Here is a 24,237-nt window from a genome sequence, read left to right on the forward strand (position 1 = left end):
CCATGCCCCTGCCCCTTTGCCTTGTCAGCCGACCTGGCTCTTCACGAAATCCTTCACGATAGAGATGATGCCGCGTGCGAGAAGGCTATCGAGTGCATGGATGAAGGTGTCGACATGGTCGCGCGTGCAGATCAGCGGCGGCTCGAGCCGGATGACATTGCGGTTGTATTCGGTGAAGGCCACCAGTACATCGTAGTCGCGCAGGAGCAGCGCCCCCACGAAGCCGGACAGCGAGCCCTTCAGTTTATCGTCGAGCATGCCGACCACCGGCCGCAGCACCGCCGGCAATGTCTGGCTGAAGTCTTGGAACTCGATGCCGATCATCAGGCCCCTGCCCCGGACCTCCTTGATGATCTTCGGATATTTCGCCTGCAGCGCGCGCAGTCGGTCGAGCAGGTAGGCGCCGGTCTCGGCGGAATTCTCGATCAGGTTCTCGTCATAAAGAACGTTGATCGCCTCGACCGCGGTGATGCATGCTTCGCCGATGCCCCCGAAGGTGGCCTGGGCATGGATCATGGCCGTCTTCGGCGTGCCGTAGGCCTTCATGTAGACATCGCGCCTGGCGATCATCGCGGCCATGGCGCTCTTGCCGCCACCGAGCGACTTCGCCAGCGTCGTGATGTCCGGCACCACGCCGTAATTCTCGAAGGCATAGAACCGGCAGGCACGGCCGAAGCCGCTTTGTACCTCGTCGGCGACCCAGATCACGCCGTACTGGTCGCAGAGCTTACGCAGCTTCTGCCAGTATTCGGCGGGCGCCTGGATGATGCCTCCGCCGCCCTGGATCGTCTCGAGCACGATCGCGCCGATCTGCGGGTCGGAGTGGAAGGCGCTCTCCACCGCGCCGATATCACCGAACGGTACGCGCACCGTGTTGTCGTTGAGACAGAACTCGGCGCGATAGAGCTTGCCGTCAGTGACGGCGAGCGTTCCCTTGGTCTTCCCGTGGAAGGAGTTCTCGGCATAGACGGTCTTCGGCCGAGCCGGCCCCGTCGCGCGCTCGGCGAGCTTGAGCGCGGCTTCCATGGCCTCCGAGCCTGAGGAGCCGAAGAACACCATGTCGAGGTCGCCCGGCGAGCAGGCAGCGAGGTTGTGCGCAAGCGCCGCCGCATACTGCGACATAAAGGCGATCGCAATCTCGTGCCGCTTCTCGTCCTGGAATTTATTCCGCGCCGCGATGATGCGCGGATGGTTGTGGCCGAGCGCCAGAGAGCCGAACCCGCCGAAGAAATCGAGTATCTTCCGACCGTCCTGGTCGTAGTAATACATGCCCTCGGCGCGCTCGACCTTCACCTTGTGGAAGCCGAGCAGCTTCATGAAGTGCAGTTGGCCGGGATTGATGTGGGTCTTGAAGAGGTCCGTCATCATGGCGACGGACAGCGCCTTGGCGTCCTCCACCGTCATCAGGTCCGGCCGCGCGATGGCGGCGGGCGCCAGTTCGGGCGCCTCGACCGCCGGGCACGCATCGTTCGTCGGAGACTTGGTCATCGGAAAACTCTTACTCGGCCGGAACGTGTTCGGGCGGGGCGACGGCCTTGCCGTCTTTCTTGGCGCGGTATTCGCTGTAGGCGGCGATCAGCATGTCCTCGTCGCGGTATTGCGGCACCCAGCCCAGGTCCCGCTTGCCCTTGTTGACGTCGAGTACGCACATCTCGTCGGCGATCAGATACTGCTCGGGGTCCATCAGCGGCATGTTGACGAGATCGAGCAGGTCGAGCGTGCGCTTCACCGCCCAGACGGGTGTCGGCAGCAAGAACGATTTCGAGCCTGCGTGCCTAATCAAGTCGCCAAGCAGCTTGCGCACCGGTGGTGGGTTGAGCGAGCCGAGATTGTAGGCCTCGTTTGGCACGTTCGCTTTCCAGGCGAGCCGCGCGGCCTCTGCGCAGTCGAAGACGGAGATGAACTGGTAGGGGTTCTTGCCCGAGCCGATCATCGGCACCGGAAGGTTCCAGTCAATCAGCTTGAACAGCTTCTCCAGGATACCGAGCCGGCCAGGGCCGATGATCAGGCGCGGCCGGAACAGCGACATGCGCATGCCGCGCGTGCGCCATTCTTCTGCCAGTTCCTCGGTCTTCCGCTTCGAAAGGCCGTATTCGCCGAGCGGCCCGACCGGATGCTCCTCGGTCATCGGATAGACGACGGTGTGGCCGTAGATCATGTCGGTCGTGAAATGGACCAGCCACGGCGCATCCACCTTCGCCATGGCCAGAATGATGTGCTCCGTGCCGTGATAGTTGACCGGCCAAAAGAACTCGTGCCGCTTGGCGCGCACCTGGATTGGCGACAGCATCTTGGCCGACAAGTTGTAGACCATGTCGTCGGACTTGATGCCAACCGCCGAGACCGAAGCAGGATCGGTCACGTCGCAGCGCACGAAACGTACCTTGCCGTAATGTGGCAGGTCACTCTTGTTGATGTCGGCGACGACGACTTCCTCGCCATCGGCCAGCAGCTTCGGGGCTAGGTGGCGGCCGACAAAGCCGTCCCCGCCGAAAATGATGTGTCTCATCGTGCGAGCTCGCTTGTCTTGACGGTTTCAGGAGTAGTGGTCTCCGCATGGCTGCCGCCGCTCTGGGCGATCAGCACGGTGCCGATGCAGATGAAGCCGATGCCAGCGATGCGGAACGCGTTGAGGTCCTCGCGGAACATGACATAGGCGAACGCCGCCACCGCCACATACGCCAGGCTGAGGAACGGATAGGCGAACGACAGCTCCACCTTGGACAAGACGTAGAGGTGCGAGGCCATTGAGATGACGAAGGTGGAGAGGCCAAGGAAGACCCACGGGCTGAACACGATCTGCAGGATCTTCAGGATCGGGTTGACGCTGGCGAAGGATAGCGGCCCGAGCTGCACCATGCCGTATTTCAGCATGAGCTGTGCGGCGGCGTTCGTCAGAACCGTAAAGAGTATGAAGCCGATATATTTCATGTCTTACCACCGCCGTGCCTGCTACCACCGGCCCGGTAACGACCGATGAAGCGACTCAATTTGAATGAGTTCGCGTTTTGCGTGTTCCACCCGAATTCCTTCGCTCTGCCGCGAGCACCCTGGCTGCCTTCGTCGACAGCCGCATCGCCGTGCGCCGCCAGAAATCGGACAGAAAGGCAGGATCGCGATTCGCCTCGAGGTTGCGCCAGGCCGGAAACGAGGCGGCGAAGACCTCCGGCGCCATCCGTGCGTCCTTGTAGGGGTTTACCGCGCCGCCGGATTCGACAGTGATCCGGTCGAGCCGCTCCATGAGCGCGAGCGTCTCGGCTCCGCGGTTCGGAAAATCCAGCGTCAGCGTGTAGCCCGGTCTTGGGAATGAGATGAGCCCTGGCGAGGCGACGCCGCCGAAACGCTTGAGCACCGTGAGGAAGGAGCCGTGGCCGGCCTCTCGCGCCGCGGCGAGCAGAGCCGGAATGGTCGTGCGTGCCTCTCCTTCCGGAATGACGCTCTGGTGTTGGTAGAGCCCTTTCGGCCCGTAGAGCCGGTTCCAGTCGGCTACGCCGTCGAGCGGGAAGAAGAAGCCCTGGTAGCCGGTCTTGTGCTTGCCACACGCCTTCTTCTTCCAGCAATAGGCGCTGTTGAACAGTTTCAGGAACGGGCGGTTAAGCACGCTCACCGGGATCCGGAACGGAACGCCGAGCAGCTTTCCCGCGGCGCCCGCCTTATGCGCGCCGTATTCGGCATGGTTGCCGGTGATCAACAGCCCGCGCCCTTCTCGCCGGCCGGTGGCCAGCTGGTCGGTCCAGGCAACAGCATACTCGTTGGCGGCATCGGCCGCCTCGGCGAGATCGAAATATTCATCAAGGCCGCGGAAAGGCGTGATCTCCTCCTCAATGTCGAGCGAGGGCACGCGCATCAGGCGCACGGTGGCCGAGAGGATCAGGCCGGTCAGCCCCATACCGCCGATGGTCGCCACAAAGAGCCGGGACTTCGAGCGCCGCTTCAGGCGGTGGGTTTGTCCGTCAGAGGTGAGCAGCGTCAGCGCCTCGACATAACAGCCGAAGGTGCCGCGACGATGATGGTTCTTGCCGTGGATATCGTTGGCGATCCCGCCTCCCAGCGTAACGAACTGCGTTCCAGGAACGACCGCCGGAAAGAAGCCGTGCGGCGCGACGTGGGCAATGATGTCCGATAGCAACACGCCTGCTTCGGCCTCGATCATCCCGGTCGCGGGATCGAAGGCGAGGATACGGTTCATCGAGCACATGTCGACCACCGCGCCCTGGCCGTTGAGGCAGCTGTCACCGTAGCTGCGGCCGTTGCCATACGCGAGCAGCGAACCGGGTTCCGCCGTGCCAGTCTTCAGCAGCGCAATCGCGGCTTCGGGGCCGAGCACTTTCGGCGCGGCCGGATTGATCAGGCCGAAGCTACGATGGGAGCTCATGGCATCATCACCGCGATCAAGAGAAGCAGCGCGCCGATGCCGGCCATGAGTTGGCTGCGCCAGTCGTTGATAATGAAGACAATCGGGTGTATTGGCCAGATGTAGGCCCGGGATGTAGGCCCGAGCAGAAAGAATTGTGCTAGCATTTCGACATTCTCCGCGCGATTATCGTCAGTCCGTGATCCGCTTGCGGAGGACACGAAGCACTATGCGTGCCAAAGGCAAAACTCGTTTAGATTAGAAGGCAATCGATCGGACCGGCTGTGTCGCATGTCCGACATTCGTCGGGCGTCGGACAATGCCAAGCGACATTCACCTGTCACAGGCTGGGTTGCCAAAAGTGGACCGCCTTCCAGGCAGCGAAGACACCAACCTGCGGCGCCCAAGCGCGATGTAAGAGCGACGCAAAACGAGGCCATGGACCACCGCTCGAGATTGCCGCACGGCTGGAGGGTCGATTTGCACCGCTCATCTGCCGGGAAGATGACGGTGATCTCGAACGACGGATCGCCGATTGCCAGGGCCGGCGAACTGGCTTCATTTGCGGCAGGTATCGACCGCGACATCCACGCGATAAAAACGGCCATCACCCAGCCGTGGAGCACCAGCTCCGGTCATCAATTGTCTCAAGACGATCAAGCGCCAAATGTACGGACGCTCAGGACACCCTGCTGAAAAGCAAAGTGCTTGCCCACGCATGAGGGCACCGGAAACTCAGAAAAGTACATTGACGATCGCTACACAATATATGCGGAAGAAGCCTGCATTGTCGCGCTGATCCTCTCTCCCAGATTGCGGGTTGTCTAATCGCCTTCGAGACGTCAAGTCTCTTGCGCATCGAGACGGATCTGCCCGGTGCAGGGTTGTCTTCGCGGTCGACATGGGTCGCCGCATGATAGAGCTTCGCGGGAGGAGCCTTCAATGTGGACGAAGCACTTTGCTGAGACAGCGGCGCACCCCATCAGCGGAATGGCTCAGCCACGTCCGGCAGGGATGAGCCAGGCGCTCAAATTTTGAAGGCTATCCGCAATGTTTTACGTTGTGGCTCCTGCATTCGGGTCAAAGAACTCACCGGTCTTTGAGCACCGCGTGCATCATGAACGCCAGTTGGCACGCAACAGCCACAGCGGCGCGCTTGAAGCCGATCCTCTCCCGGAGTTCGATCCGACGGGCCGGACCTTCATCTCGTATCTCTGACTGGGCTGGCCAGGGAAGGAGCCGCGACGTGGCTTCCGCGACGCTGAAGCTATCGCCGAGGCCGTTCAGCGGCCGACCATGCGATTCGTCCCATTGAAGTCGATCGATCAACTCATTTTGCAGGCGCTCCACAGAAACTCGCAGTCGATTGGCGACGCAGGGAACAATGGTCATCAATCAAGATTCCGGGGCTTCTATCTGCGCGAGGGCTGCCGGTCCGGCAGGCAGCGGCTGCAGTCCGATTGGCGCTTCCTCAGATTCTCTCGGTGCTATCGGACAATCTATCGCTGCAAGTCGTCCTGCTGAGTCAGGACTTGGCCTGGGACTGGCGCTATCTCGCCCGGCGGGTCGCGTCAATCACGGAGAAATCAACGAGCTTGTCGATCAAGATGCATATTGTCGCCGCCTGATGCGCCGGACGTCGGGTCGTTTATCTCCAGCGCACAGGATGCGAGAACGCCGCCAAAGACCGTGCTCGGCAATGCCACGAGCGTTATGTCCACTGGAAGCAACGACATTGCATGGACCAAGATACGACACGGATCAGCGCGGTCAAGTCCCAGCGCGCATGCCAACCTAGCCTCTGTCCTGCCTTGCGCAATTGAGCCGCAGATAGTGGCCTCGTGCGGTTGCGGTTCATTCATCGCCATAGGTCAAACAGAAGGCGTCGTCATCGGTCAGATAATTAGCAACTCGCTTGAGCCGACTACCATGGTCTTCTCGCCAGATCGATCAGCGTCACCTTCCAAGGTTCGGCATTTGCTGGTGAACCTCCATGCCGTTATTCGTCATGTCGAAGGTGACATCCGACAGGTGCCGGAAGTAGTAGGCGATGTATTTTTGTGATTGGATAGCCCTTGTAGCCGCGGCAGATAACGAAATCGTTGATGCCATAGTGCGAGTAGATTTTGAGCATGTGCCACAGAATCGGCTTGCCGCCGATCTCGGTCATGGGCTTGGGTCGAAGGTGAGTTTCCCCGGAGATTCGGGTTCCGAAGCCACCCGCGAGGATCACAGCTTCACTATTGGCTCCATTTCTGGCTATGCGGCCGTTGTCGCCGGGCTTCGCGGCAGGATTGCTCCGCCAGCGCGGCGAGGCGCACGGGCTTGAACAGAAACCGCTTGTGTTGATTTGGATAAGCCCCTTCAAAGACGGGAGGGTCGAACGTAGCGACGGCAACGTAATCCGCCTGCCCGGCTCCAAAGGAGGACATGATACTGGCTTGGTCAAGTTGATACTGGCCCTCCGGCTCGATCAGTAGCCACGCTTTGGCCAGATCGGCGCAGTTCTCAAGTCCGAGCGTTTCCACCGCGACTGCGTTACTGCCGGGATATCCTCCGACCAGCCATGGTAGACCGAGCGCTCGCGTCTCGAGCACGTACAGAAGGCTCGGCGAGATGCCAGTGAGATCGACCACCGGGGTCCCGACTTCAAGGCCGCCCGCACGAGCCTGGGCTCTGGCCGTAGCCAGATAATCGTGGAAGGATTGTGCGAGCACCAATTTTCCACCACCCGGCATGGGCGTGACAGCGGTATAGCCGCGCAGATCTTTCACCTGACGGAACGGCTTGAGGATGCTACCATTGATAATTGATGCAGTGAGCAACTGTGCGAATACCGCCAAGGGAACTAGGGTGGCGACGCTGCGTCCCTGTTGCGCAAGAGGGCTCAGAAAGACAACGACCGCGAGTATCCAGAACAAGGCGCCCATCGAACCGAGGAACCAGTAATTGATAGCGGAGCCCAGTGCGAACGCGTGCGGCAGGACCAAAAAGGTTATCGTCAGAGCGATGGTGGTGGGAGCTTGGATGCGCAGAACTATTCCCTTGCGATAGAACATCGCGCCAAGGCACGTGAAGGCCGGAACCAGAAACAGGGTCGTGGGCTTGATGCTGATCGGATCGGTCCCCAGTAGCGCAATCGCTATTGTTACAATCAACACCGCAGCGAGAACCAGTGATGGGAGCAACTTGTGCGTAGCCCCCATAAGAATGCTGAGCAGAAGGGCTATCGCCGCTAACACAGCGATGGCAAGTTGCGAGCGACTGGTGGCGAGCCCGTCGATCCGAAACATGAGAGGCACCTCGTGCCCGGCACCCAGCAGGAGTTCCATCTCAGCGTTGTTGACCATACGGGTCACCAGCCCGGTGATGCCGCCGTCGATCACGTAGGCGGTAACGATCAGTAGAGCGAGAGCGACCAGCGCCGCGCCAAGCATGGGCAGCAGCGACTTTCGGCGCAAAACGACGACATAGAGCACAACGACGAGGGCAATGGCCGCAGCGGTGGTCGGCTTGGCCATGAAACAGCACCAGCCGCCAGCGCCGACCAGGATCCATCCCAAGACCTGGTGGATGCGCCCAGGCCAGTCGGCTAGCAGTAAGCCGATCATCACCATCAAGAGCGACTGAAAGGTCAGCGTATAATAGCTGGGGGTGAGCAGCCTAAAGTGAGAGTAGCCGATCAATGCTAGGCTGGCCATCCCTGCCGATAACACGGCCACATGCGGCCAGCCCACTGTCCAGAAGCGCCAGATCACAAGGAAGCTGAGAATCCAGCCGAGGGCCACGGTGAACGTGACGTTCGCCATGCGAAGCACCGCAACGTCGCCCCCCACCCACTGATATGGCCAGTGATAGACGAAGCCAAAAAGGGACGGAGGTATATTGATTGCGTAGAGGAATGGGTTCGCGATGAAGTTGAGGTACAAGCCTTCGTCGGCGAGATTGAGACCGTAACTGCTGTAGTATAGCACCCAAGCGAAAAGGATTGCTGTGGTTACCGCGGACAGAGCCAGCAAAGTCCGATCCAGCAAGACTAAAAACGTCCTTGCAGTGTGGTTATCTCTTTGCATTGGCGCCTTCCTGCGCATTGGCCCGTTCCTGCCAGCCTCGTAGGCGAGGTCCATTCCAATGTATATCAGCCTCGAGGAACTCTAACTGACCAGAGCCTCGCAATCTCCTCCCAAAATTGGTAGAGTCTATCAACTCGGAGCAATGGACTTGAAGCCCGAGCCGGGTCACAGAAGAACAGATCATCGGGATCTCGCGGGAGCGGGAAGCCGGGCCAAGACAATGGAGGTGTGCCGTAAACACGGGACCAGCAGTGCAACCTTCTAGAAAGCCAAATACGGGGGGCTGGCAGCGTCCGCTGCTGATTGTCTGAAGGCGCTGGGGGAATAAGAAGCTGAAGAAATTGCTGGCGGAGGCGATGCTCGACAACGCCATGCTTATGGACGTCGTATCAAAATAGGTGACGCTCGCCGCCAGTCGGGAGGCCGTGGCTCACCTTCAGTCGCCTATGAGGTCAGCGAGTGGCGAGCGTGTACGGCGCTTGGAAGCGATCGCACCCCGGTGCGGCATCAGAGCCATCGACCGGATCAGGCGGCAGACGCGCACGGCGGGCGTCCGTTCGCCGGCGCTATGACAAGCCGGACGTCCTGCTCAGGCGCGAGTGTATTGTTATGAACAGAAAGCTTCGCTGCTATATTGCGAGGAACGGTGTCAGGTGCATCGTGGCGGCGCAAGCGAGCGCTCGGGACAAGAGCGCCGATCGTTGCCACAAGGTCCCAAAACGCTGGAGCATAGACTTCCTATCGGACGTGATCACGGATGGCCGTCGCATTCGCATCCGTCGACGATTTCACGCGCGAATGACTGGTTCTGGTCGCCAATACGGCCTGCCACGCTTGTGGGTCGGCACGCGGGCTCGACGTCGTAATTGGATCCGCGGTCGTCCGGCAATGATCGCGCCGGCATGGCGGTGCTACGATGTTCGCGGGAAGGCAGGTCGAGTGGCACTCCATTGAAAGCCGCCGTAGAATGCTTTCATCGAAAGCTTCATGTATAGACGACCCCCGTGGATGCAAGGGATTCGTCAGCATTTTGGATATCGGTCGGGTGCGTTCATGTATGCGGCCTGTGAGGGCGACCGATGCATGGCCGCTGGCCCCGATGGAGATCGCTGATAGAGGCCTCATCATCGGGGCGCGCGCTTAAAACTCTTCGGGCTTTCTCGATCCCCAGCTCCGCCGGTTTCCATCATGCTGTCATTTGCCCTCACACCTTAACGTGGCCAGGATACGCAGCAGCTCAAACCGAGAGCTTAGGCCGATAGAATTCCCCGGTCATCATCATCGACCGATGATCCGAGCCAATTTGTTGGCAACGAGGATCGCGACGACCATGGGCCGACGTCGTTCAAGCAGATGCCGTCTTCGCTCAAGTCTCATGCTCCTTCAACATCGCAGTAATCTGTGCTTCCGTGAACCTTGCTCGCTTCATCTGTTAGTCCTTCTTCTGAGCCGAGGCCGGCGAACTGGACCATTTTTGGCTAGAGTTTTCGCTGCCGACTCCCCTGGGCTGGAGGAACGACGGATGATGAAGGCTTCAAACTTATCGGACGTCCAGAAAGCGTTCATCCTAAAGCAGGGCAACGACGGGGTCCCGGTGGCGGACATCGGCCGCAAGGCCGGGATCAGCCAGGCGACTTATTTCAACTGAAAGAAGAAATAGGACGGATTGCCGCCGACGGAGATGCGAAGGTTGAAGCAGCTCGAGGAGAAGAACAGCAAGCTAAAGAAGCTGGTGGTGGATCTGTCGCTCGACAAGGAGATGCTGCAGGACGTGATCCGCCGAAAGCTATGAGGCTTGGCTGGAAGCGCAAGTTTGTCGACGAAGTCCGCCGCGAATGGCAGTCTGATCCGCTGGGCCTGCACGGCTCTCGAGTTTGACAGGCAAACCTGCCATTACAAGTCTCGTCGCTCCGGCACGGCTGCTCTCGAACAGAAGGTCAAGGAGATCTGTCATGCCCGCGTTCGCCACGGCTACCGCCGCGTTCACGTCCTGCTACGTCGTGAAGGTTGGCGCCTCGGCCAGAACAAGACCCTGCGCGTCTACCGCGAGGCCTGCAATTGCGCACCAAAACGCTCAAGCGCCCGGTCAAGACCAGCTGCGCGACGACCGCAAGCCGGCCACGCGATCGAACGAGACCTGGGCGATGGACTTCGTCCGTGACCAGTTGGCGACAGGACACAAGCTTCGCATGCTTACCATCGTCAATATCCTCTGCCGCTTTTCGCCGGCGCTGGCGTCCCGGTTCACCTTCTGCGGCGCCGACGTCGTGGCGGTACTGGAACGGGCCTGCAAGGAAGTGGGCTTCCCGGCGACGAGCCGCGTCTATGAAGGCAGCGAGTTCGTGTCGCGCGATCTTAATCTGTGAGCCTACCAGCGCGGCGTCACGCTGGACTTCTCAAGGCCCGGCACGCCGACCGACAATGCGCTCATCGAGGCATCCAACGGCCGCTTCCGGGCCGAATGCCTCAAAAGCCCATTGGCTTCTCAGGCTAGCGGACGCCCAGCAAAAAGTGGAGAATTGGCGCAGATACCACAACGAAGACCGGCCCCTTGGGGCGACGGCAATCGACGGTCGATTTTGCTGCAAAACCACGCTGGCGCAACCAGCCCGCCAGCGTGATCAGAGGCGCAAACTCTAGTTCTGTGTGGTCCAAACTTCGGTCTCGCTGCACTTCAGGCCGGACTCTAACTACGTTGGCCGAGGTCATCGAGGCTACCGAGAAGCTCAGCGGCCTCCGGTTCGAGCGCCCAAGTCGATAAAATCTATCGTGGTCACAAAACAACAAACTCGCGAAGCGTCTTCATCTACAGGCCCGTACCGTGAGATTCGGTGATCAAACGCGAGCTCAGGCACCGTACGGCCATCAAGCCCGCGTGATCGGCCCTATCAACGCTGACCGAGAACTCAGCGCGAGGGCGACAGCGCCACGTGGGCCTCACCGCCTCGGCTACAATCTCAGCTTCGTCCTCGCGCTGAGGCCTCTGCGTTGCCGAGTCCTGAACGTCTTATCGCGATTGCTCCGCCCGCCCAATCGCACTCAAATCGACTTCTTAACAGATGCCCCTCCTCTCCTAATAGTTCGCACGTGTCAACTTCTCAAATCTGTAGCGCATGCGGACCTGGGAACAAAGCATTTGCTTTCACGCCGATCCAAACTTGGCATTAGAGAGTACATTCCGGTGGTGTACCTAACAGTGCGGCAACGCTCCTCTTGGCGGTGAGATCAAACGCGAGCGTGACGTACGCGACGCTGCCGTCCGCAAGCTGCCTGTTCTTGGATACGCTCGCAGATTGCACCTCACCGTAATTTTTTCCAGCTCCATACGTCGTTATGCCATTCCCCACGAATGCGTGAGATTTCGTGTACCAGTGCAACGCGCCGGAATCCCAAAAACGTAGTGTTTCTTATAGCTCCGACGTTCCTTTCAAGTGCTCGTCCGACCACTGCTCTTAGTCCAAAACTGTCGGCGGTGCTAATCAAGTGTGCAAGCATCATCTTGCCAATGCCCTTCTCTCGATGATTCTCGTCAACGTAAGCTGATGCTTCGGCGATCCCTGTATACTCAGGGCGCACAGAAAACCTACTCAGTGCGCACCAGGCGACCACGGCCCCATTTTTCTTCTCATAGACGAACGCAGGATAAGGATCCTGATGTTCGCTAAGCCAGCCGACGCGTTCGTTGCGAACATCGGGAGCCAATTGACTTGTAGCAAAGATGCCGGGTTTCATCGCCTGATTGTAGATCTTTGCGATGTCGTCGGCATCGGAATAGATTGCGCGCCGAAGCATGATCTATCTCCTCCCTTTTGTTTGAGCTCGCGTGTGTGGCGCCTCGCGACGCGATATTGCCATTTGTTACTCGGAATGCGGATTCGGGCGTCTCATGTTTAATACTCGGAACAAATCACCATTAGATCCGTCCGTACAAGCTGTCAGCTCTGGTAGATTGCCACGAGCGCCGGAGACAGGCACTATTGGATAACTGTTGCCGATCCGCGCCGTTCTGCATTGCCGCCTTTACAGAACCACAAGGATGCTCGGTTCGCTGGAGGATCCTGCTGCGCGGCTGCGCAACTCGGAAATCGCGCTCGACACGGCGCCGTGCACCTCGTTTGCGCTTTCGCTCAGCGTGTTCCGTCAGGAACCGATGCAATCGTAAGACTGAGCATTGCTGAGCAAGCTCCTCAGGCCACTAAACATCAGAATGTTGGAGCCTTAATCATTTGTTTGTCTTTTGCTTCGTTGATCGTTAACTGCCTGTCGATCTGAGTGCGATGCGAAACGAGATTGGAGAACGTCTAATGCGATACGAAGTGCGTCGATTGCACACAGGTGACCTGCCAAGCGTAACAGAGCTCTACAACGCCGCATCTCGTGCTAGGGAATCGACCCAAGGAACACGCCCCTGGAGCGTGAAGGAAATGAAGGAATTTCTATTCGAAACGTGCCCGTCCTTTGAGTCCTACACGTGCATCGACAATGGTGACGTGGTCGGCTGGACAGCGCTCACTCGACATCACGCCAATGATGGTGTGAAGCACACAGCCGAGATGTCGCTCTATGTTCAAGAATCATTTCGTCGTAAAGGAATTGGATCTGCCCTTGCGCACACCCTTCTAAGTCGAGCAAGCACCCTTAATCTCCACTGCATTTTGGCAATCGTATTTAAAGACATGCCCGACGTCGTTTCTTTCGCAGAACGGAAATGTGGATTTTCGGTCGCTGGATGCCTTCCAGAAGCCTTTCCAGACAGCGGAAAGTACCACGACGTTTTGGTTCTTGAAAAGCTCATGGTGGCGTGAAGTCGATGACGAAATAGGCCCCGTAACGCTGTGTGGATGCATTCGTAGCTGGTGCACTTTTGGTGCAATCGGGCAACCGTATGCGCCAATGACTGTTTTGACGAACGCTGTGTTCGCCTAGTAACGCGCCGGCAACAGCTAACGGATGGTGCTTCTGAGCGGTTCTTTTCACGGTCTGCCGCTGCCGACGCCACTATATTGCTAAGGGGTGGACGGTTAAAGGACACGAGTTGCCTAGCGTGGGTCGAGCCGTTGCCGCCCGAGAAGGTCGCGACGGTGCCGTAGCGGCCGGTCAGCTTCGCGAGCTGCAGTCTCGGTCTTCATCGGCCGACGATGTATTCAAGGCCGAGGAAGAACGGGCTGGCGACGCATAGAATCACCGTTCAGTTCGAGCCTGTGAGCGTTGTGATGCAGGCGATCGAGTATGGCATCGGCGTAAGTTGGGTCATTTATGAGTTCCATGCCATTTGGCAATTGGAAGCCGGCTGGTGACGAGTGTCGAGCGACGGCCGTAGCGGTCTTCGAGGATTTCGAGCAGATAATGCCGGGCATTAGCGTCGATTGTTTGGAGGCTCCAATCGTCTAAAATTAGGAGGTTGACCGCGGCGATGCTCTTCATCCGCGAAGCAAGTCGGCCATCGCCGCGGGCAAGGTCCAGTTCTTCGATCAACCGCGGCAGCCGGGTGTAAAGCACAGAGTGGTTGTCCCGACAGGCCTTGTGGCCGACCGCACAGCCAAGCCAGCTTTTCCCGACGCCGGTTGGCCCGACAATGGCGCAATTCTCACGGTTCTTGATCCAGTCTCCCTTGAGCAGCACGTCGAACAAGCGACGGTCGAGCCCACGGGAGGCGCGGTAGTCGATATCCTCGGGTACGGCATGATGACGCAGCTTTGCCTTGCGAAGACGAAGCGCCAGGCGCCGGTTATTGCGCCAAGTCGCTTCATGGTCTAGCAGCAACGCCAGCCATTCGGCGCGAGCGAGACTCTGGACCTCCTCGTTGTCGGTGAGGCTCGTGAAGGCCTCGGCCATGCCGGCACGGCCGAGCCGGGTAAGCAAGTGGGGTGTGGGGTGTGTCAGCATTTTCTTCCCTTTTAGTGGTAATAGTCCGAGCCTCTGATGTTGGTGTGCATGATCAGCTCGCGCTCGGAGGACGCGGGCGTTGGAAGGCGATCGAGCCCCTTTTCGAGGATCGATTTGACGCTTGGGTAGTTGCGAGCCTCGATCTCAAGCACGCGCAGCGCGGCCGCCTCGAGGCGTTCGGCGCCAAAGCGCTTTTCAAGCCGGAGGATACCCAGGCACGAACGATAGCCCTGTTCGGGATGCGGCCGATCCTCGATGATCCGATCGACCAGCAGGCGCAGCATCGGGCCGATCCGGGTTGCCTCGCTGCGGATCTTTGCCGGCGTCCACTCGCCATAGCGCCGGTGGCTGGAAGGCAAGTGGGTGCTGATCGTCGTGTGCCGCCCGTTGCCGCTGCCGCGCATGTGCGCGGCGATACCCTCGCCCCCAGGAAGATTTCAACCGTTCGCGCACAGATCCGCGCGTCTACCTCCCGACGGGCAAAGCGATAGGGCACCGAGTAGTAGTGTCGTTCGATCTCGACGTGATAGTCGAGCCCGACCCGGCATCGGCGCCATTCGGCATAGACCCACGGCTCACCGGGAAGAGGTTTAAGATTCGGCGCATCAATTTCCTCGAACAGCTGGCGTCGCGTGCGGCCATACTGACGCAGCATCCGTCCGTCATTGAGCTTGGCCAGCCACTCGGTGATCGCACCGTTTAGTTCGGCCAGGCTGTAAAAAGTTCGGTTGCGCAGTCGCCCCAGCAGCCAGCGCTCGACGATTCCGACGCAGGCCTCGACCTTCGCCTTATCTCTCGGACGACGCGGCCGTGCTGGCAAAATCGCCGTGCCGTAATGCTGCGCCATGTCGCTGTAGCTGCGGTTGACCATGGGGTCATAGAGGCAGGCCTTGATCACCGCCACCTTGGCGTTGTCGGGCACCAGGAGTTGCGTCGCGCCGCCAAAAAAGCTGAAGGCCGCGTTGTGTCCCGCGATCCAGTCGCCGAGCTGCTCGGTCCACGTCGCCAGCACGAACGACAAGCTGGACGCGCCCATGACCGCCAGGAAGGTGTGCGCGTCACGCACTTCGCCAGTCTTGCGGCCAACCACCGGCACCGTGTCGCCGGTCGACAAACAATTTCTCGCCGCCGCCGTGGTGCTGGCGCATCACCAGCGGCAGCCGGCCTTCCCAGTTGCGGAACAAGTACAGAAACGGCTATACCGGTACCCGTCCGGATGCTCCGCAATGTACTCTTCCCACAGCACCTGCAAGGTCACGTGCTTGCGCTTGAGCTCGCGGGCAATAACGGACCAGTCGGGCTCGGTCACCTTGCGGCGACCCGGCTTCACGTCAGGCGCCCCGTACAGCAGTTGTTCCAGCTCGGTGTCGCTTATCGTTTCCGGGACTGGCCATGCCAGACCCGCGCGCACAAACCGCTCAGCGTGTCACGTACCGTCGTCGGCCCGACGCCGATACGCTCGCCAACCACGCGCGTCGAGAGCCCAGCCTCAAGGCTCAATCTCACAATCTCGCGCACCTGGCGCATGATAACCCTCCTCGTCGGCATCCAATTCTCCAAGGTGTTTCCAACCGGAGAAATGGCCCAACGATCAGGCTCACACCATCCGAAACTGCGCGCGATCAAATCGGAATGCTGCGCGGAGAATGCTCGGAATGCTGCGCGTGATCATTTCGGAACTCTGCGCGCCATCAACTCGGTACGGTGCGCACCATCATCTCGGAATCCGCAAATATGGATGCCTCGCGCAACACCGATAGCTACCGCTTCAGCGCCGCCCGATCGACCGGCTGGACGCACTGCACTCATCGAGATCGCGCAGCTTCAAGCCACATCTTTTGATCAGCTGGGGAGATCGCCGACCAAGTTCAGGCATCGCCACGTGCCGTGGCCCGCGAGCTCGTCTCTGACGAGGCGCGCCGCGTAGAGCTCGACGAGCTCTCCGTGGGGTCCACTCTTCAGGCCCCGGAATAGCCGGCTCCTACCAAATACTCTTCTGCAGTCCGCCTCCGCTGTTGAAAGCGGAAGGCACAAGACGAACTATGCCGAGCCGATTACACGCCGCCCACGGTAAATCTCGGGGAAAACGGGCCTGTTCGGCATAGTTCGGCAGTCGGCATACTGCAAGATCAACGATGTCGATCCTCTCGCCTATCTCTCCGATGTCTCACGAGGATGGATAGTGTTGCAAAACTCGGCTGACTTCGAATGCCTAGCTCAGCTGTAAGTTTTCCTGCCCCTTCTTTGGGCGCTTCCTTGTGTCGGCTCCGCCTGCCTATTTGCGGGCGCTTACGCCAGGCAAGCGGCTCGGAGAGGGAGCGGAGCGCGGTAGAGAAGCTTGGCAAGCCGTGTCAGGTTCTGTGCGGTTGCTGTGAGCAGCACTTCGTCCTTGACGCCACTCAAGCCCCTCAGCCGAACTCGGTCGAGCCTGAGAATCCGTTTCATATGCGCAAATCGCATCTCGACCTTCTTCCGCTCGCGGCGCGATTGCTGGAAGGCTTCTGTATTGGCCAATGCACGGACACGATCGCGCACATCTTCGTTGAGGTCGCGGGTGATTTTGCGCACGACCGCCGTCGTGCACTTCGGCTTCAGTAAGCACTGCGAGCAGTCGCTCTTGTAGTAAACGATGTGGCCTTGATCGATATTGCCGGAGCTGGTCAGCTCCGCACCGCCCGGGCAGGCATAGATGTTGCGCTCCTGATCGAACACGAAGTCGGATCGGCTAAAGCTGCCATTCGCGCGTGCCGACTTGTCCCACACTGGTACGTGCGGTGTGATGTTGCGATCTGCCAGCCATTTGAGCAGTAGTACTGCGCCATAAGCCGTGTCGCCCGCCAGTCTCCGGGGGCGCAGATCGAAGCGGCGCTCAACACGGTCCACCATGGTCTGCGTGACAGCAATCTCCACGGTGCGGTTCGCGCGAGTGCCTACCGCATCGAGGATGATCCCAACCTTGTTGTCGATCAGGTAGTTCGCGTCATAGGCAAAGGAATGGGTCCAGACCGGCTCGCGCAACCCATGTCGCTTGTGGATCGGTGAGGGAGACTTCTTTGGGAGGCTTGCGTCGATGGCCACCTTGGCTCGATCCGCCACCGTCTCCACCACGATCCTCATCGTCGCCGGCATCGAGGGCGGCGAGATACTCGCGAACCGCGTAGGATGCCTCCTCTGCCTTCCATGCGAACGGCTGATCGCCGGGGATCCGTTTCTTCCTATCCACGTCCGCCTTGATCAAGCTCGCATCGATCGAGAACGCCTCCCCCCCAACCAAACCCGGCCGCGATACTCATCGCCACCACACCCTCGAACACCCCGCGCAGGGCATCGCCCTCTCGAAAGCGTTAGCGCCGCCACGATAAAATACGGAGTGATCAGGAATCTTGTCTTCGATACCGAGCTTGCAGAACCAGCGATAAGCAAGGTTCACCTGAATCTCAGCGCAAATCCGTCGTTCGGAGTGGATCGCAAACACATAGCCGACAAGCAGCATCCGGATCATCAAAACCGGATCAATCGAAGGCCGACCAGTGTGCGAGTAATAGGGGCGCTTGCTCCTTGTGCACCCAACTCAGATCGAGCAACCCGTCGATCTGGCGGACCAAATGATCGGGTGGAACTACCTTGTCGAGATCAAAAGAATAGAAAAAATGTCCTTGACTATCCTCCCGCCGCCCCATCATGCGCTGCTCCCGCCGATGCCTCTCCACTAACGGAATCACGGATCGTGAGTCGTCTCAACGGGAGTTTTGCAAAACTATCGGATCGTCAACGGACATCCACATCGCGACATCGACCAGCTACTGCCCTGGACCGTCCGCACTCAAGGCCTCAGGGGCCGTAGCATGAGAACGACGCTTACCGAATACCCGCCGCTGGTTCGGCACAATCTTGTCAGGTTCAAGACACTTGACGTCCTTCGTCGGATCGCGCTTTTTTCAAAACACAATCAGTAAGTTACAGCGCGATGACGACGCTGGCACGGCGGTTGCTATTGGAATGCAGCAATACTGAGTGATGCTGTAGCTAGGATCCCGAATGTCACAGCGACAAAGCAGATCGTTGCGAATGGCGCCGAAATTTCCGAGATACGGCTGCGACGTCACAGCGACGGCAGATAGCCCTCTCGATGTCATCGAAGCTTTGGATCGTGCAGCTAGTTCAATCTCTGTTTGCTTATCTGGCTAGGAGAAGGTGATGAGATTGCTCATACTCACAAACACCCTCGATTGCTTAGGTGAAAATGATGCACCAATCACTAACGCATTCCGTCGTTTCGGTTGTGAAGTAATCCTCGGCGAGCTCAATGCTATTGCGGCAGATGACTATCGCTTTTTCACACGAGGAGTGCTCGTACCTCAAGACGGCAAACCTTACCATCCCGGCTCTGCTGCACTGGGAGATCGAGGCACATTCTTTCTTGACGAATGCCAGCTGATCTGGGTCATGAATCATCCCCAAGATCGCGTGTTCTGCGACGTCTGGCAAATGCTGTGGCTGGCGTCGCAACATACCGCATTCGTTAACAGCATTGAAGGTCTGATGTTTCTAAATCCAAAACATGCATTGGGCTATGTCGTGCCAAAAGAGAACAGGGCCTTTTCGTATATATCGAACGATTTCTCGTTACTCTGGGAACGCTATCGGCAAAGCCCAGATCAGTGCTGGGTGGCCAAGCCGCCAAATTCCACTGGCGGGCAAAACGTCTTCTTACTTCCTTCAAACGGACCAAACGTTCGAGCAATCCTCCAATGCCTTACCGGAAACGCTGTCGCAGAATACAACTATGGTGATCTAGGCGGCTTCAAAGCCGAGTACGCTGTTCTTCAGCGGTTTATTCCGGAAGTAGTCCAAGGCGAAAAGCGCGTCATTGTTGTCTGCGGGAAGGCGGTTGCTTGGCACGGTCGGCAAGGACATCCAGACGATCACAGGTCGAATATAGCGCTAGGAGGAAAGCTGATTTCGGTCGATTTGCATTCCGGTGAAATCGAGCTTGCCGAGTTGATTGGTCAAAAGCTGATGGCACATGGCATCAATTTCGTTGGGATAGATATGGCTTATCCTTACATACTTGAACTTAATCTTGTAAACCCGGGGGGGCTATACGACGCAAAATTAGCTTCTGGGGTAGATCATTCGGATCAGGTCGCGAAGCTAGTCATTGCTCACTTCCAGAACAATTGGTCTTCATGAGTGACCTTGCCCCAGGATTTATTCGGACGAAGTTCGCTCTGGCCCGGACGAGGACTGGGCAAAAAGCGCAGCCGCTTTTCGGAGGAGCAGATCATCACGATTCTAAGAGAGTACGAGGCCGGCATCTCGGCCGCCGATCTACGCCGCAAACAAATTGTCAGCGATGCAAGGATTTGCAAATGGAAAAGCGAACTTCGACAGGATGGAGGTCTCGCAAGACAAGCACCTCAAGACGGAGGACGATAAGCGCTGTGCTCAGGCCGCGGTTCTTGAGGTCTTGACGTCGATAAGTCCGTACCCATCCGGCCTGGACCGCAGACATGATGTCAGCGCTGAGAAGTTGGGGGTTTTCCTTGTAGAACTTTATGAGCTCGATCAGGTTTTCAATTCCGAAGTCGGTGAACGCCTTAACGCCGTCTTCTCCGACGCCATAGACCCAGATCACACCGTCCTCGATCTCCATTTCGATGCCAATTTCCCGCAGCCAGTCTTCGTCTTCGCCGATATCCTTGGCGACCTGGGTAACGGTTGTGATGTGGTGAACCCTGTTGGCATGCGTGGTCATGCCGCTCGAGCCGAGATCGTAGAGGCTGATGACTCCCGATGAAGCCGCTGCGGTGCCCGGCACGGCCAGGACCACCAGTCTTGCCAACAACGTCCTGGGCAACGAAAGCAATCACTCCTTTCCGAACCAGCTGGTCCATACTTTGGTCGGAACGATGCGAATGGCAAACCGGTTCGGATCGTCGCCGCCGGCCTCCACGTTCAATTCGTAGGGGCCGATGTCGGTAGAATGGTAATGGAGGCCCGAGCACGGATTCACATCGTAGCCCTTTATGCACACTAGGCGGACCCTGCCGTTCAAGGTGTAGCGCTCGCTAAGGCGGAAAAGGTCGCCGTAGCTCTTGTTGGCACATTCGACCGACTTTGCCGTCAAGATGGTCACCGGGCGCGGGTTCAGCACCTCCGACCTAATCGCGCGGTCGATGGCCACGATGTCGGTGTCGGAGATCGGGGTCGAATAGCGGCAAGCGACCAGTGCGCTTCCGGCATCTTCTTCGATCCGCGCGTCCACGACGTGGATGCTTCCGAGGTGGTTCTGCATTGCCCGAATGGCAAGGTGAACCGCGGTGTGAAGCCGCCGACGGCGCTGTCTGTACGCCGAGTCTAACTCCACGAAGACCTGCTCGCCCGAAATCACGGCCGATGCTTCCGCTGGCAAAATAACCCAGGTAGAGCCTTCGTACTTCTCCGCGCCAAGGATCTCTAGGCCAGGTCCGTCAGCACACCTAACGAGCCCGCGATCTCTCGGTTCGCCTCCTCCGGCGGGCCTCACGATATTGTCGGCGACGGCGACAGCCGCACCTAGAGGATGCGTCCGAGCCGCTATTATCGTCGAAACGATACTGGTCAGGTCGGGTTGAGCACTGAACAACTGCTTCTGCCTTTCCACATGGATTCTCCGGTTAGCGGCACGGCGGCTCATGACCGCCATGCCGGCCACGATGCCGCCCGCTCAAGCGCTGATCTTCTTGGCGAACGAGTCGATCGGGAAGATTGGACCGTGGCTGCCGGTCACATCCCGCAGGAAATCCAGCGTGCGAGTGCTGTACGTCCTGAAGATCAGGCGTTCGCTTTCGCCGATGGCACCGCGCTTGTGAGCACCGCGGTAGTTATTGAAAGTCAGAAAGCACCCGGGATCAAGGGGAAACCCAACTGCATGCCGGTCCAAGGCCTTCGCGAGCCGCTCGATCGCCGCGAGCGCGACTTCATCACCTTCACGCGAGGGCCGCGTAGCGTAGCTTGGAAAGCGCAACTCGATATCGTCCTCCGCGCCGACTAGGATTGGGCAGGGAGCCGACCACATTTCGGCTCCGAATCCAAAGCTCGTCGGAAACCGCAAGCTAAAACGTGCCTCACGCAGAACATCGATCACCGAGGGGTCGAGTTCGGACAGAGCGTCGGAAGCCGCAGCGTAGCTCGTGAGAGTACCCGGCGGATTCACGATCCCGTACAGATTGATGTACTCGGTCCGCGCGTCTCGCGGCAGAGCAGCGTCATCGGTGTGGATCTTGAACTCGCCCCGCGTAGCGTTAGTATTTCCGGCCGAGCCGGTGATCGGTACCAACCGCATGACCAGCTCTCCGCTGTTTTGGCTGGAGTAGTTGAACGTCGCACCCAGCATACTGCTCATTGCGAGGAGCACGATGCGCGCTTCGGAGGGCTCCTGAGGAAGTCCGGTGAAGTACGCCGCTAAGAGTTTTCCGGACTTCACGTCTTGCAAGACCTGCGCCAAATGCGGCAGCGTAGCTTCAAACGCCGGAACGAAGTCCCTTCCGACCGCCGCTTGCTCGGCGGGATTGGCTGGCCACTCGAGGCCGCTTAGGTAGCCTGTCAACGTGTTTGCCAGGCGTGCGCGTTCGGTGGGGTTGAGTGATTCGACAGTTATGCGCTCAGAAGTCGTATCAGACATGGCATTCTTCCTTCTGAGGTTGAAAGGCCTTGCTCGGACGCCGCTTAAAAGACCCGTCGTGGCAAATCGTCACAACGTGCGAACAGAGCCTCGTCTCGAATGAGGCAGTGCCCTGTACAAACCATCGTTTTATCCGTCGATCTACGTGAAATTGGCGTCGCGGAGCGACCGTGACCGGGTTCTAAGAGGCACGGAAACGTATTTTAAGCCGCTGCGGTCGGTTGGGCCCTCAGCCATCGCAAGACCTCAGCTCGAACCTCGATTGTCTCGTTGCAACGGAAAGGCGCCCATCCCTTTTCAAGCCTTTCGCCACCCAATGGCTTGAACTCGGTTTCGTTCGCCGGTCGCGCGCGGACAGGCACCGGCTGCGCAGGCCGAATCACGCGGCTTGTGGCGGCCGCGATCGCATTGGCCAACTCCTCCGGTATCAGAATGCATTTGCCGCAAGCCGCCTGTAAAATGGTTTGCGGCGTGGTACCCACGATGTCTGCGATATCTTTGAGATGAGATGAGTCGACATTCAGTGGACCGCCGATCACGCGAGCCAATTCGCCCGCTAGGCCGACGATCTCGCAGTTGAACTCGACCAACGCCTTAGTCGGGAGAAACATCTGGTCATCGACGTTCAGCTGATTCAAGTTGGCGAACTTCTTCAATCCTTGGAGAATGCTGAGGGCCAATGATTGCTTCATAAGTTGACTGTGGTAACACACCCGAGCCAACGTCCTGTCATTGGGACTCCGATGCTTCGCATCGCGAAGAGCTTCTCGCAAATCGGCGGCTAAATTTCCTATCTGAAGCGTTTCGACGAGGTTCTCTCTTGCGCGAAAGGCAAATCGGGCCAGCGGCTGACCGGGCATCTTTGATTCCGTATCTTAGCGTAATTTCTCCAAAATTATTTGGAAGTTCCGGTCCTTCTTTCAACCCGGGATAGTACTACCTAAAATGAGCGGTAAGCTCGCGACCCCGGTGACTCGAACGGTCTACGTCGCAAACTCCGGCGATCCAAGCCCGGCCATGATACCGCGGTGCTTGGACTCTACCGAATTCTTACGCATGAACTCTATCGCCGGATTGGAACGCGCTCGGCGGCCCGACCGTCACGCTTCGCGGGCATATCTCTCAGAATTATCGGCATTCATGATTGGGCCTGCAGACGCAATCACCGATGCGCCAGCATCGTCTGCAATCTGGAATAGCTTCGGATCCTCACGCTGCTGCCGGATCGTGAGCCCGCGAGCGTCCAATCCTGGTTCGCTGGCCATCCCCACGATCGCGATCGTCGCCCGTGACGCGTGGTGGACGACGTGACGAAGCCGCGGCATGGGCGGTCTTTTTTGCGTGCGATGCCGTGCCGGACCAGGAACTGACGGATCGTGCATTCGCCGAACGCCAGCCCCTTTTCGGCAAAGTTCCGGCGCAGCCCCGATCGCAACATCGGGTGTTTTCTTCAGCATGGCGAGGATGTCTCCTGTGCGCCTCGATCCGGCCGGACCGGCGGTCTCGCCAAGGGCCTTCGGGCGCGCATCGCGGCAATGGCGGACGCATCATCTCGTTCTGCCACACTTGCCGCCCTCGCCGATAACCACCCTCGCCTGCTCGGCCAGATCATCGAGACGGAGCAGATCTTCGCCGAAATATGTCGCGTCGGCGGCAACGACGGCGAGCTTGGCAGCTGCCAGCAGCTGGCGGAGCAACGCCGGTACTAAGGAGCAGGCTCGACATCACTACCGGAACTTTCACCGACGCGGCCACCGCGACTTGATGCCGGATAGAAAAGCCACAGTTCGAGGTTAATGCGACGGCGCGTCGCTTGATCAAGCGACGAGCAGCTGCGATTTAGGTTGGCTCGAGCGCGGGTCGGCGCATAATCTTATCCGCGTAAGCTTTAGGCTCGGTTTGAAAGAAGGTAGTCGGATTTCGCATCGAGCCCAGCGGCGGCGTAGCGCCAGTGACAGCCCGCGATCGATGAGCAGAATGCCAAGAGAGCGCGGGTCGATCGTCCGTGTCAGCTTCACCAACGCATGGTTCATGTCGATGAACGCGTCCAGCCGCGAGCGCAGAAGATCGGCCTGACCGCTGTCCCGACGTTCCGTAGGTCGCATCGTTCCCTCCGATGTGACCCACGGAATCACGACCCGCGATTCGAGGGAATCGCAAAAATGAAATTGCAAGCTTTCCGACCTTCAAACCCAAAAAGCTTGCAATCAACCCTCACTCCGCTCCAAAAATCAACTCTCGCTCAAGGGCTTGGACAG

The 24,237-nt window shown here is 58.8% G+C and carries 18 protein-coding genes and 7 pseudogenes; 7 read left to right on the forward strand and 18 right to left on the reverse strand.

The features are described from left to right. Window positions 1–24 precede the first annotated feature (24 nt). The 5 genes from LMTR13_RS25190 to LMTR13_RS41125 form a co-directional block, all read right to left on the reverse strand. Window positions 25–1,404, reverse strand: a complete 1,380-nt coding sequence (locus LMTR13_RS25190) for an aspartate aminotransferase family protein (protein WP_236843495.1) — start codon at window positions 1,402–1,404, stop codon at window positions 25–27. A 94-nt stretch (window positions 1,405–1,498) separates the two neighbouring features. Further along, window positions 1,499–2,509, reverse strand: a complete 1,011-nt coding sequence (locus LMTR13_RS25195) for an NAD-dependent epimerase/dehydratase family protein (RefSeq protein WP_065730159.1) — start codon at window positions 2,507–2,509, stop codon at window positions 1,499–1,501. Continuing rightward, entirely contained in the window at window positions 2,506–2,931 is a 426-nt protein-coding gene (locus LMTR13_RS25200) for an EamA family transporter (RefSeq protein ID WP_065730160.1), read from the reverse strand. Before LMTR13_RS25200 ends, LMTR13_RS25195 begins: the two co-directional genes overlap by 4 nt. Window positions 2,932–2,986: 55 nt before the next feature. Next, on the reverse strand, window positions 2,987–4,375 hold the full coding sequence (locus tag LMTR13_RS25205) for an FAD-binding oxidoreductase (RefSeq protein WP_065730161.1): 1,389 nt from the start codon (window positions 4,373–4,375) through the stop codon (window positions 2,987–2,989). Continuing rightward, window positions 4,372–4,521 (reverse strand): hypothetical protein, encoded by a 150-nt coding sequence (locus LMTR13_RS41125; protein WP_156795776.1) that lies wholly within the window; start codon window positions 4,519–4,521, stop codon window positions 4,372–4,374. Before LMTR13_RS41125 ends, LMTR13_RS25205 begins: the two co-directional genes overlap by 4 nt. Before the next feature lie 343 nt (window positions 4,522–4,864). Between LMTR13_RS41125 and LMTR13_RS41130 the strand changes: the two genes are divergently transcribed. Further along, window positions 4,865–5,050, forward strand: a complete 186-nt coding sequence (locus tag LMTR13_RS41130) for a hypothetical protein (protein WP_156795777.1) — start codon at window positions 4,865–4,867, stop codon at window positions 5,048–5,050. Between the two features lie 393 nt (window positions 5,051–5,443). On the opposite strand, the gene LMTR13_RS43790 is transcribed toward LMTR13_RS41130, so the two are convergent. The 4 genes and pseudogenes from LMTR13_RS43790 to LMTR13_RS43955 form a co-directional block, all read right to left on the reverse strand. After that, window positions 5,444–5,746, reverse strand: a complete 303-nt coding sequence (locus tag LMTR13_RS43790; protein ID WP_418219720.1) for a hypothetical protein — start codon at window positions 5,744–5,746, stop codon at window positions 5,444–5,446. A 468-nt stretch (window positions 5,747–6,214) separates the two neighbouring features. Beyond that, window positions 6,215–6,617 (reverse strand): annotated as a pseudogene (locus tag LMTR13_RS39690) (sugar phosphate nucleotidyltransferase); the annotation flags it as partial. Continuing rightward, window positions 6,595–8,427, reverse strand: coding sequence for a hypothetical protein (locus LMTR13_RS25215; RefSeq protein WP_156795778.1), 1,833 nt, complete (start codon window positions 8,425–8,427; stop codon window positions 6,595–6,597). The pseudogene LMTR13_RS39690 and the gene LMTR13_RS25215, both read right to left, overlap by 23 nt. A 1,237-nt stretch (window positions 8,428–9,664) precedes the next feature. Then, window positions 9,665–9,780: pseudogene (locus LMTR13_RS43955) on the reverse strand (IS110 family transposase); the annotation flags it as partial. A gap of 172 nt (window positions 9,781–9,952) precedes the next feature. Here LMTR13_RS43955 and LMTR13_RS25225 point away from each other — a divergent pair. Further along, window positions 9,953–11,048, forward strand: a pseudogene (locus tag LMTR13_RS25225) (IS3 family transposase). 679 nt (window positions 11,049–11,727) lie between these two features. On the opposite strand, the gene LMTR13_RS39695 reads toward LMTR13_RS25225, so the two are convergent. Continuing rightward, window positions 11,728–12,219 carry a GNAT family N-acetyltransferase gene (locus LMTR13_RS39695; RefSeq protein WP_083219202.1) on the reverse strand — a complete coding sequence of 164 codons (492 nt, stop codon included), beginning with the start codon at window positions 12,217–12,219 and terminating at the stop codon, window positions 11,728–11,730. Window positions 12,220–12,415: 196 nt separating this feature from the next. On the opposite strand from LMTR13_RS39695, the gene LMTR13_RS41145 reads away from it, so the two are divergent. Both LMTR13_RS41145 and LMTR13_RS39700 read left to right on the forward strand, forming a co-directional pair. Then, window positions 12,416–12,589, forward strand: a complete 174-nt coding sequence (locus LMTR13_RS41145) for a hypothetical protein (protein ID WP_156795779.1) — start codon at window positions 12,416–12,418, stop codon at window positions 12,587–12,589. Between the two features lie 142 nt (window positions 12,590–12,731). Next, entirely contained in the window at window positions 12,732–13,232 is a 501-nt protein-coding gene (locus LMTR13_RS39700; protein WP_083219203.1) for a GNAT family N-acetyltransferase, read from the forward strand. A gap of 339 nt (window positions 13,233–13,571) precedes the next feature. Here the strand turns inward: LMTR13_RS39700 and istB are convergent. The 3 pseudogenes from istB to LMTR13_RS25240 form a co-directional block, all read right to left on the reverse strand. Further along, window positions 13,572–14,313: pseudogene (gene istB, locus LMTR13_RS25230) on the reverse strand (IS21-like element helper ATPase IstB). A gap of 11 nt (window positions 14,314–14,324) precedes the next feature. Beyond that, window positions 14,325–15,840, reverse strand: a pseudogene (gene istA, locus LMTR13_RS25235) (IS21 family transposase). A 762-nt stretch (window positions 15,841–16,602) separates the two neighbouring features. Continuing rightward, window positions 16,603–17,996 (reverse strand): annotated as a pseudogene (locus LMTR13_RS25240) (transposase). A gap of 514 nt (window positions 17,997–18,510) precedes the next feature. On the opposite strand from LMTR13_RS25240, the gene LMTR13_RS39705 reads away from it, so the two are divergent. Both LMTR13_RS39705 and LMTR13_RS39710 read left to right on the forward strand, forming a co-directional pair. Next, window positions 18,511–19,506, forward strand: coding sequence for an ATP-grasp domain-containing protein (locus LMTR13_RS39705; RefSeq protein WP_083219204.1), 996 nt, complete (start codon window positions 18,511–18,513; stop codon window positions 19,504–19,506). A 54-nt stretch (window positions 19,507–19,560) separates the two neighbouring features. Next, window positions 19,561–19,719, forward strand: a pseudogene (locus tag LMTR13_RS39710) (transposase); the annotation flags it as partial. Here the strand turns inward: LMTR13_RS39710 and LMTR13_RS43795 are convergent. From LMTR13_RS43795 to LMTR13_RS25265, 4 genes are all read right to left on the reverse strand, one after another. Continuing rightward, a complete protein-coding gene (locus LMTR13_RS43795) occupies window positions 19,664–20,182 on the reverse strand; it encodes a hypothetical protein (protein ID WP_418219721.1) in 519 nt (172 codons plus the stop codon). The pseudogene LMTR13_RS39710 and the gene LMTR13_RS43795 sit on opposite strands and share 56 nt — an antisense overlap. Continuing rightward, a complete protein-coding gene (locus LMTR13_RS41150) occupies window positions 20,183–20,959 on the reverse strand; it encodes an alanyl-tRNA editing protein (protein WP_210184842.1) in 777 nt (258 codons plus the stop codon). Window positions 20,960–21,022: 63 nt separating this feature from the next. Then, window positions 21,023–21,979 carry a Fe(II)-2OG oxygenase family protein gene (locus LMTR13_RS25260; RefSeq protein ID WP_065730166.1) on the reverse strand — a complete coding sequence of 319 codons (957 nt, stop codon included), beginning with the start codon at window positions 21,977–21,979 and terminating at the stop codon, window positions 21,023–21,025. A 203-nt stretch (window positions 21,980–22,182) separates the two neighbouring features. After that, entirely contained in the window at window positions 22,183–22,839 is a 657-nt protein-coding gene (locus LMTR13_RS25265; RefSeq protein ID WP_065730167.1) for a hypothetical protein, read from the reverse strand. 516 nt (window positions 22,840–23,355) lie between these two features. Between LMTR13_RS25265 and LMTR13_RS25275 the strand changes: the two genes are divergently transcribed. Continuing rightward, complete coding sequence (locus tag LMTR13_RS25275; protein WP_065730169.1) at window positions 23,356–23,688, forward strand: hypothetical protein; 333 nt, start codon at window positions 23,356–23,358, stop codon at window positions 23,686–23,688. 108 nt (window positions 23,689–23,796) lie between these two features. On the opposite strand, the gene LMTR13_RS25280 is transcribed toward LMTR13_RS25275, so the two are convergent. Beyond that, window positions 23,797–24,084 carry a hypothetical protein gene (locus tag LMTR13_RS25280; protein ID WP_156795781.1) on the reverse strand — a complete coding sequence of 96 codons (288 nt, stop codon included), beginning with the start codon at window positions 24,082–24,084 and terminating at the stop codon, window positions 23,797–23,799. Window positions 24,085–24,237: the final 153 nt, after the last annotated feature.

This window comes from Bradyrhizobium icense (assembly GCF_001693385.1).
In the GTDB taxonomy this organism is placed as follows: Bacteria; Pseudomonadota; Alphaproteobacteria; order Rhizobiales; family Xanthobacteraceae; genus Bradyrhizobium; species Bradyrhizobium icense.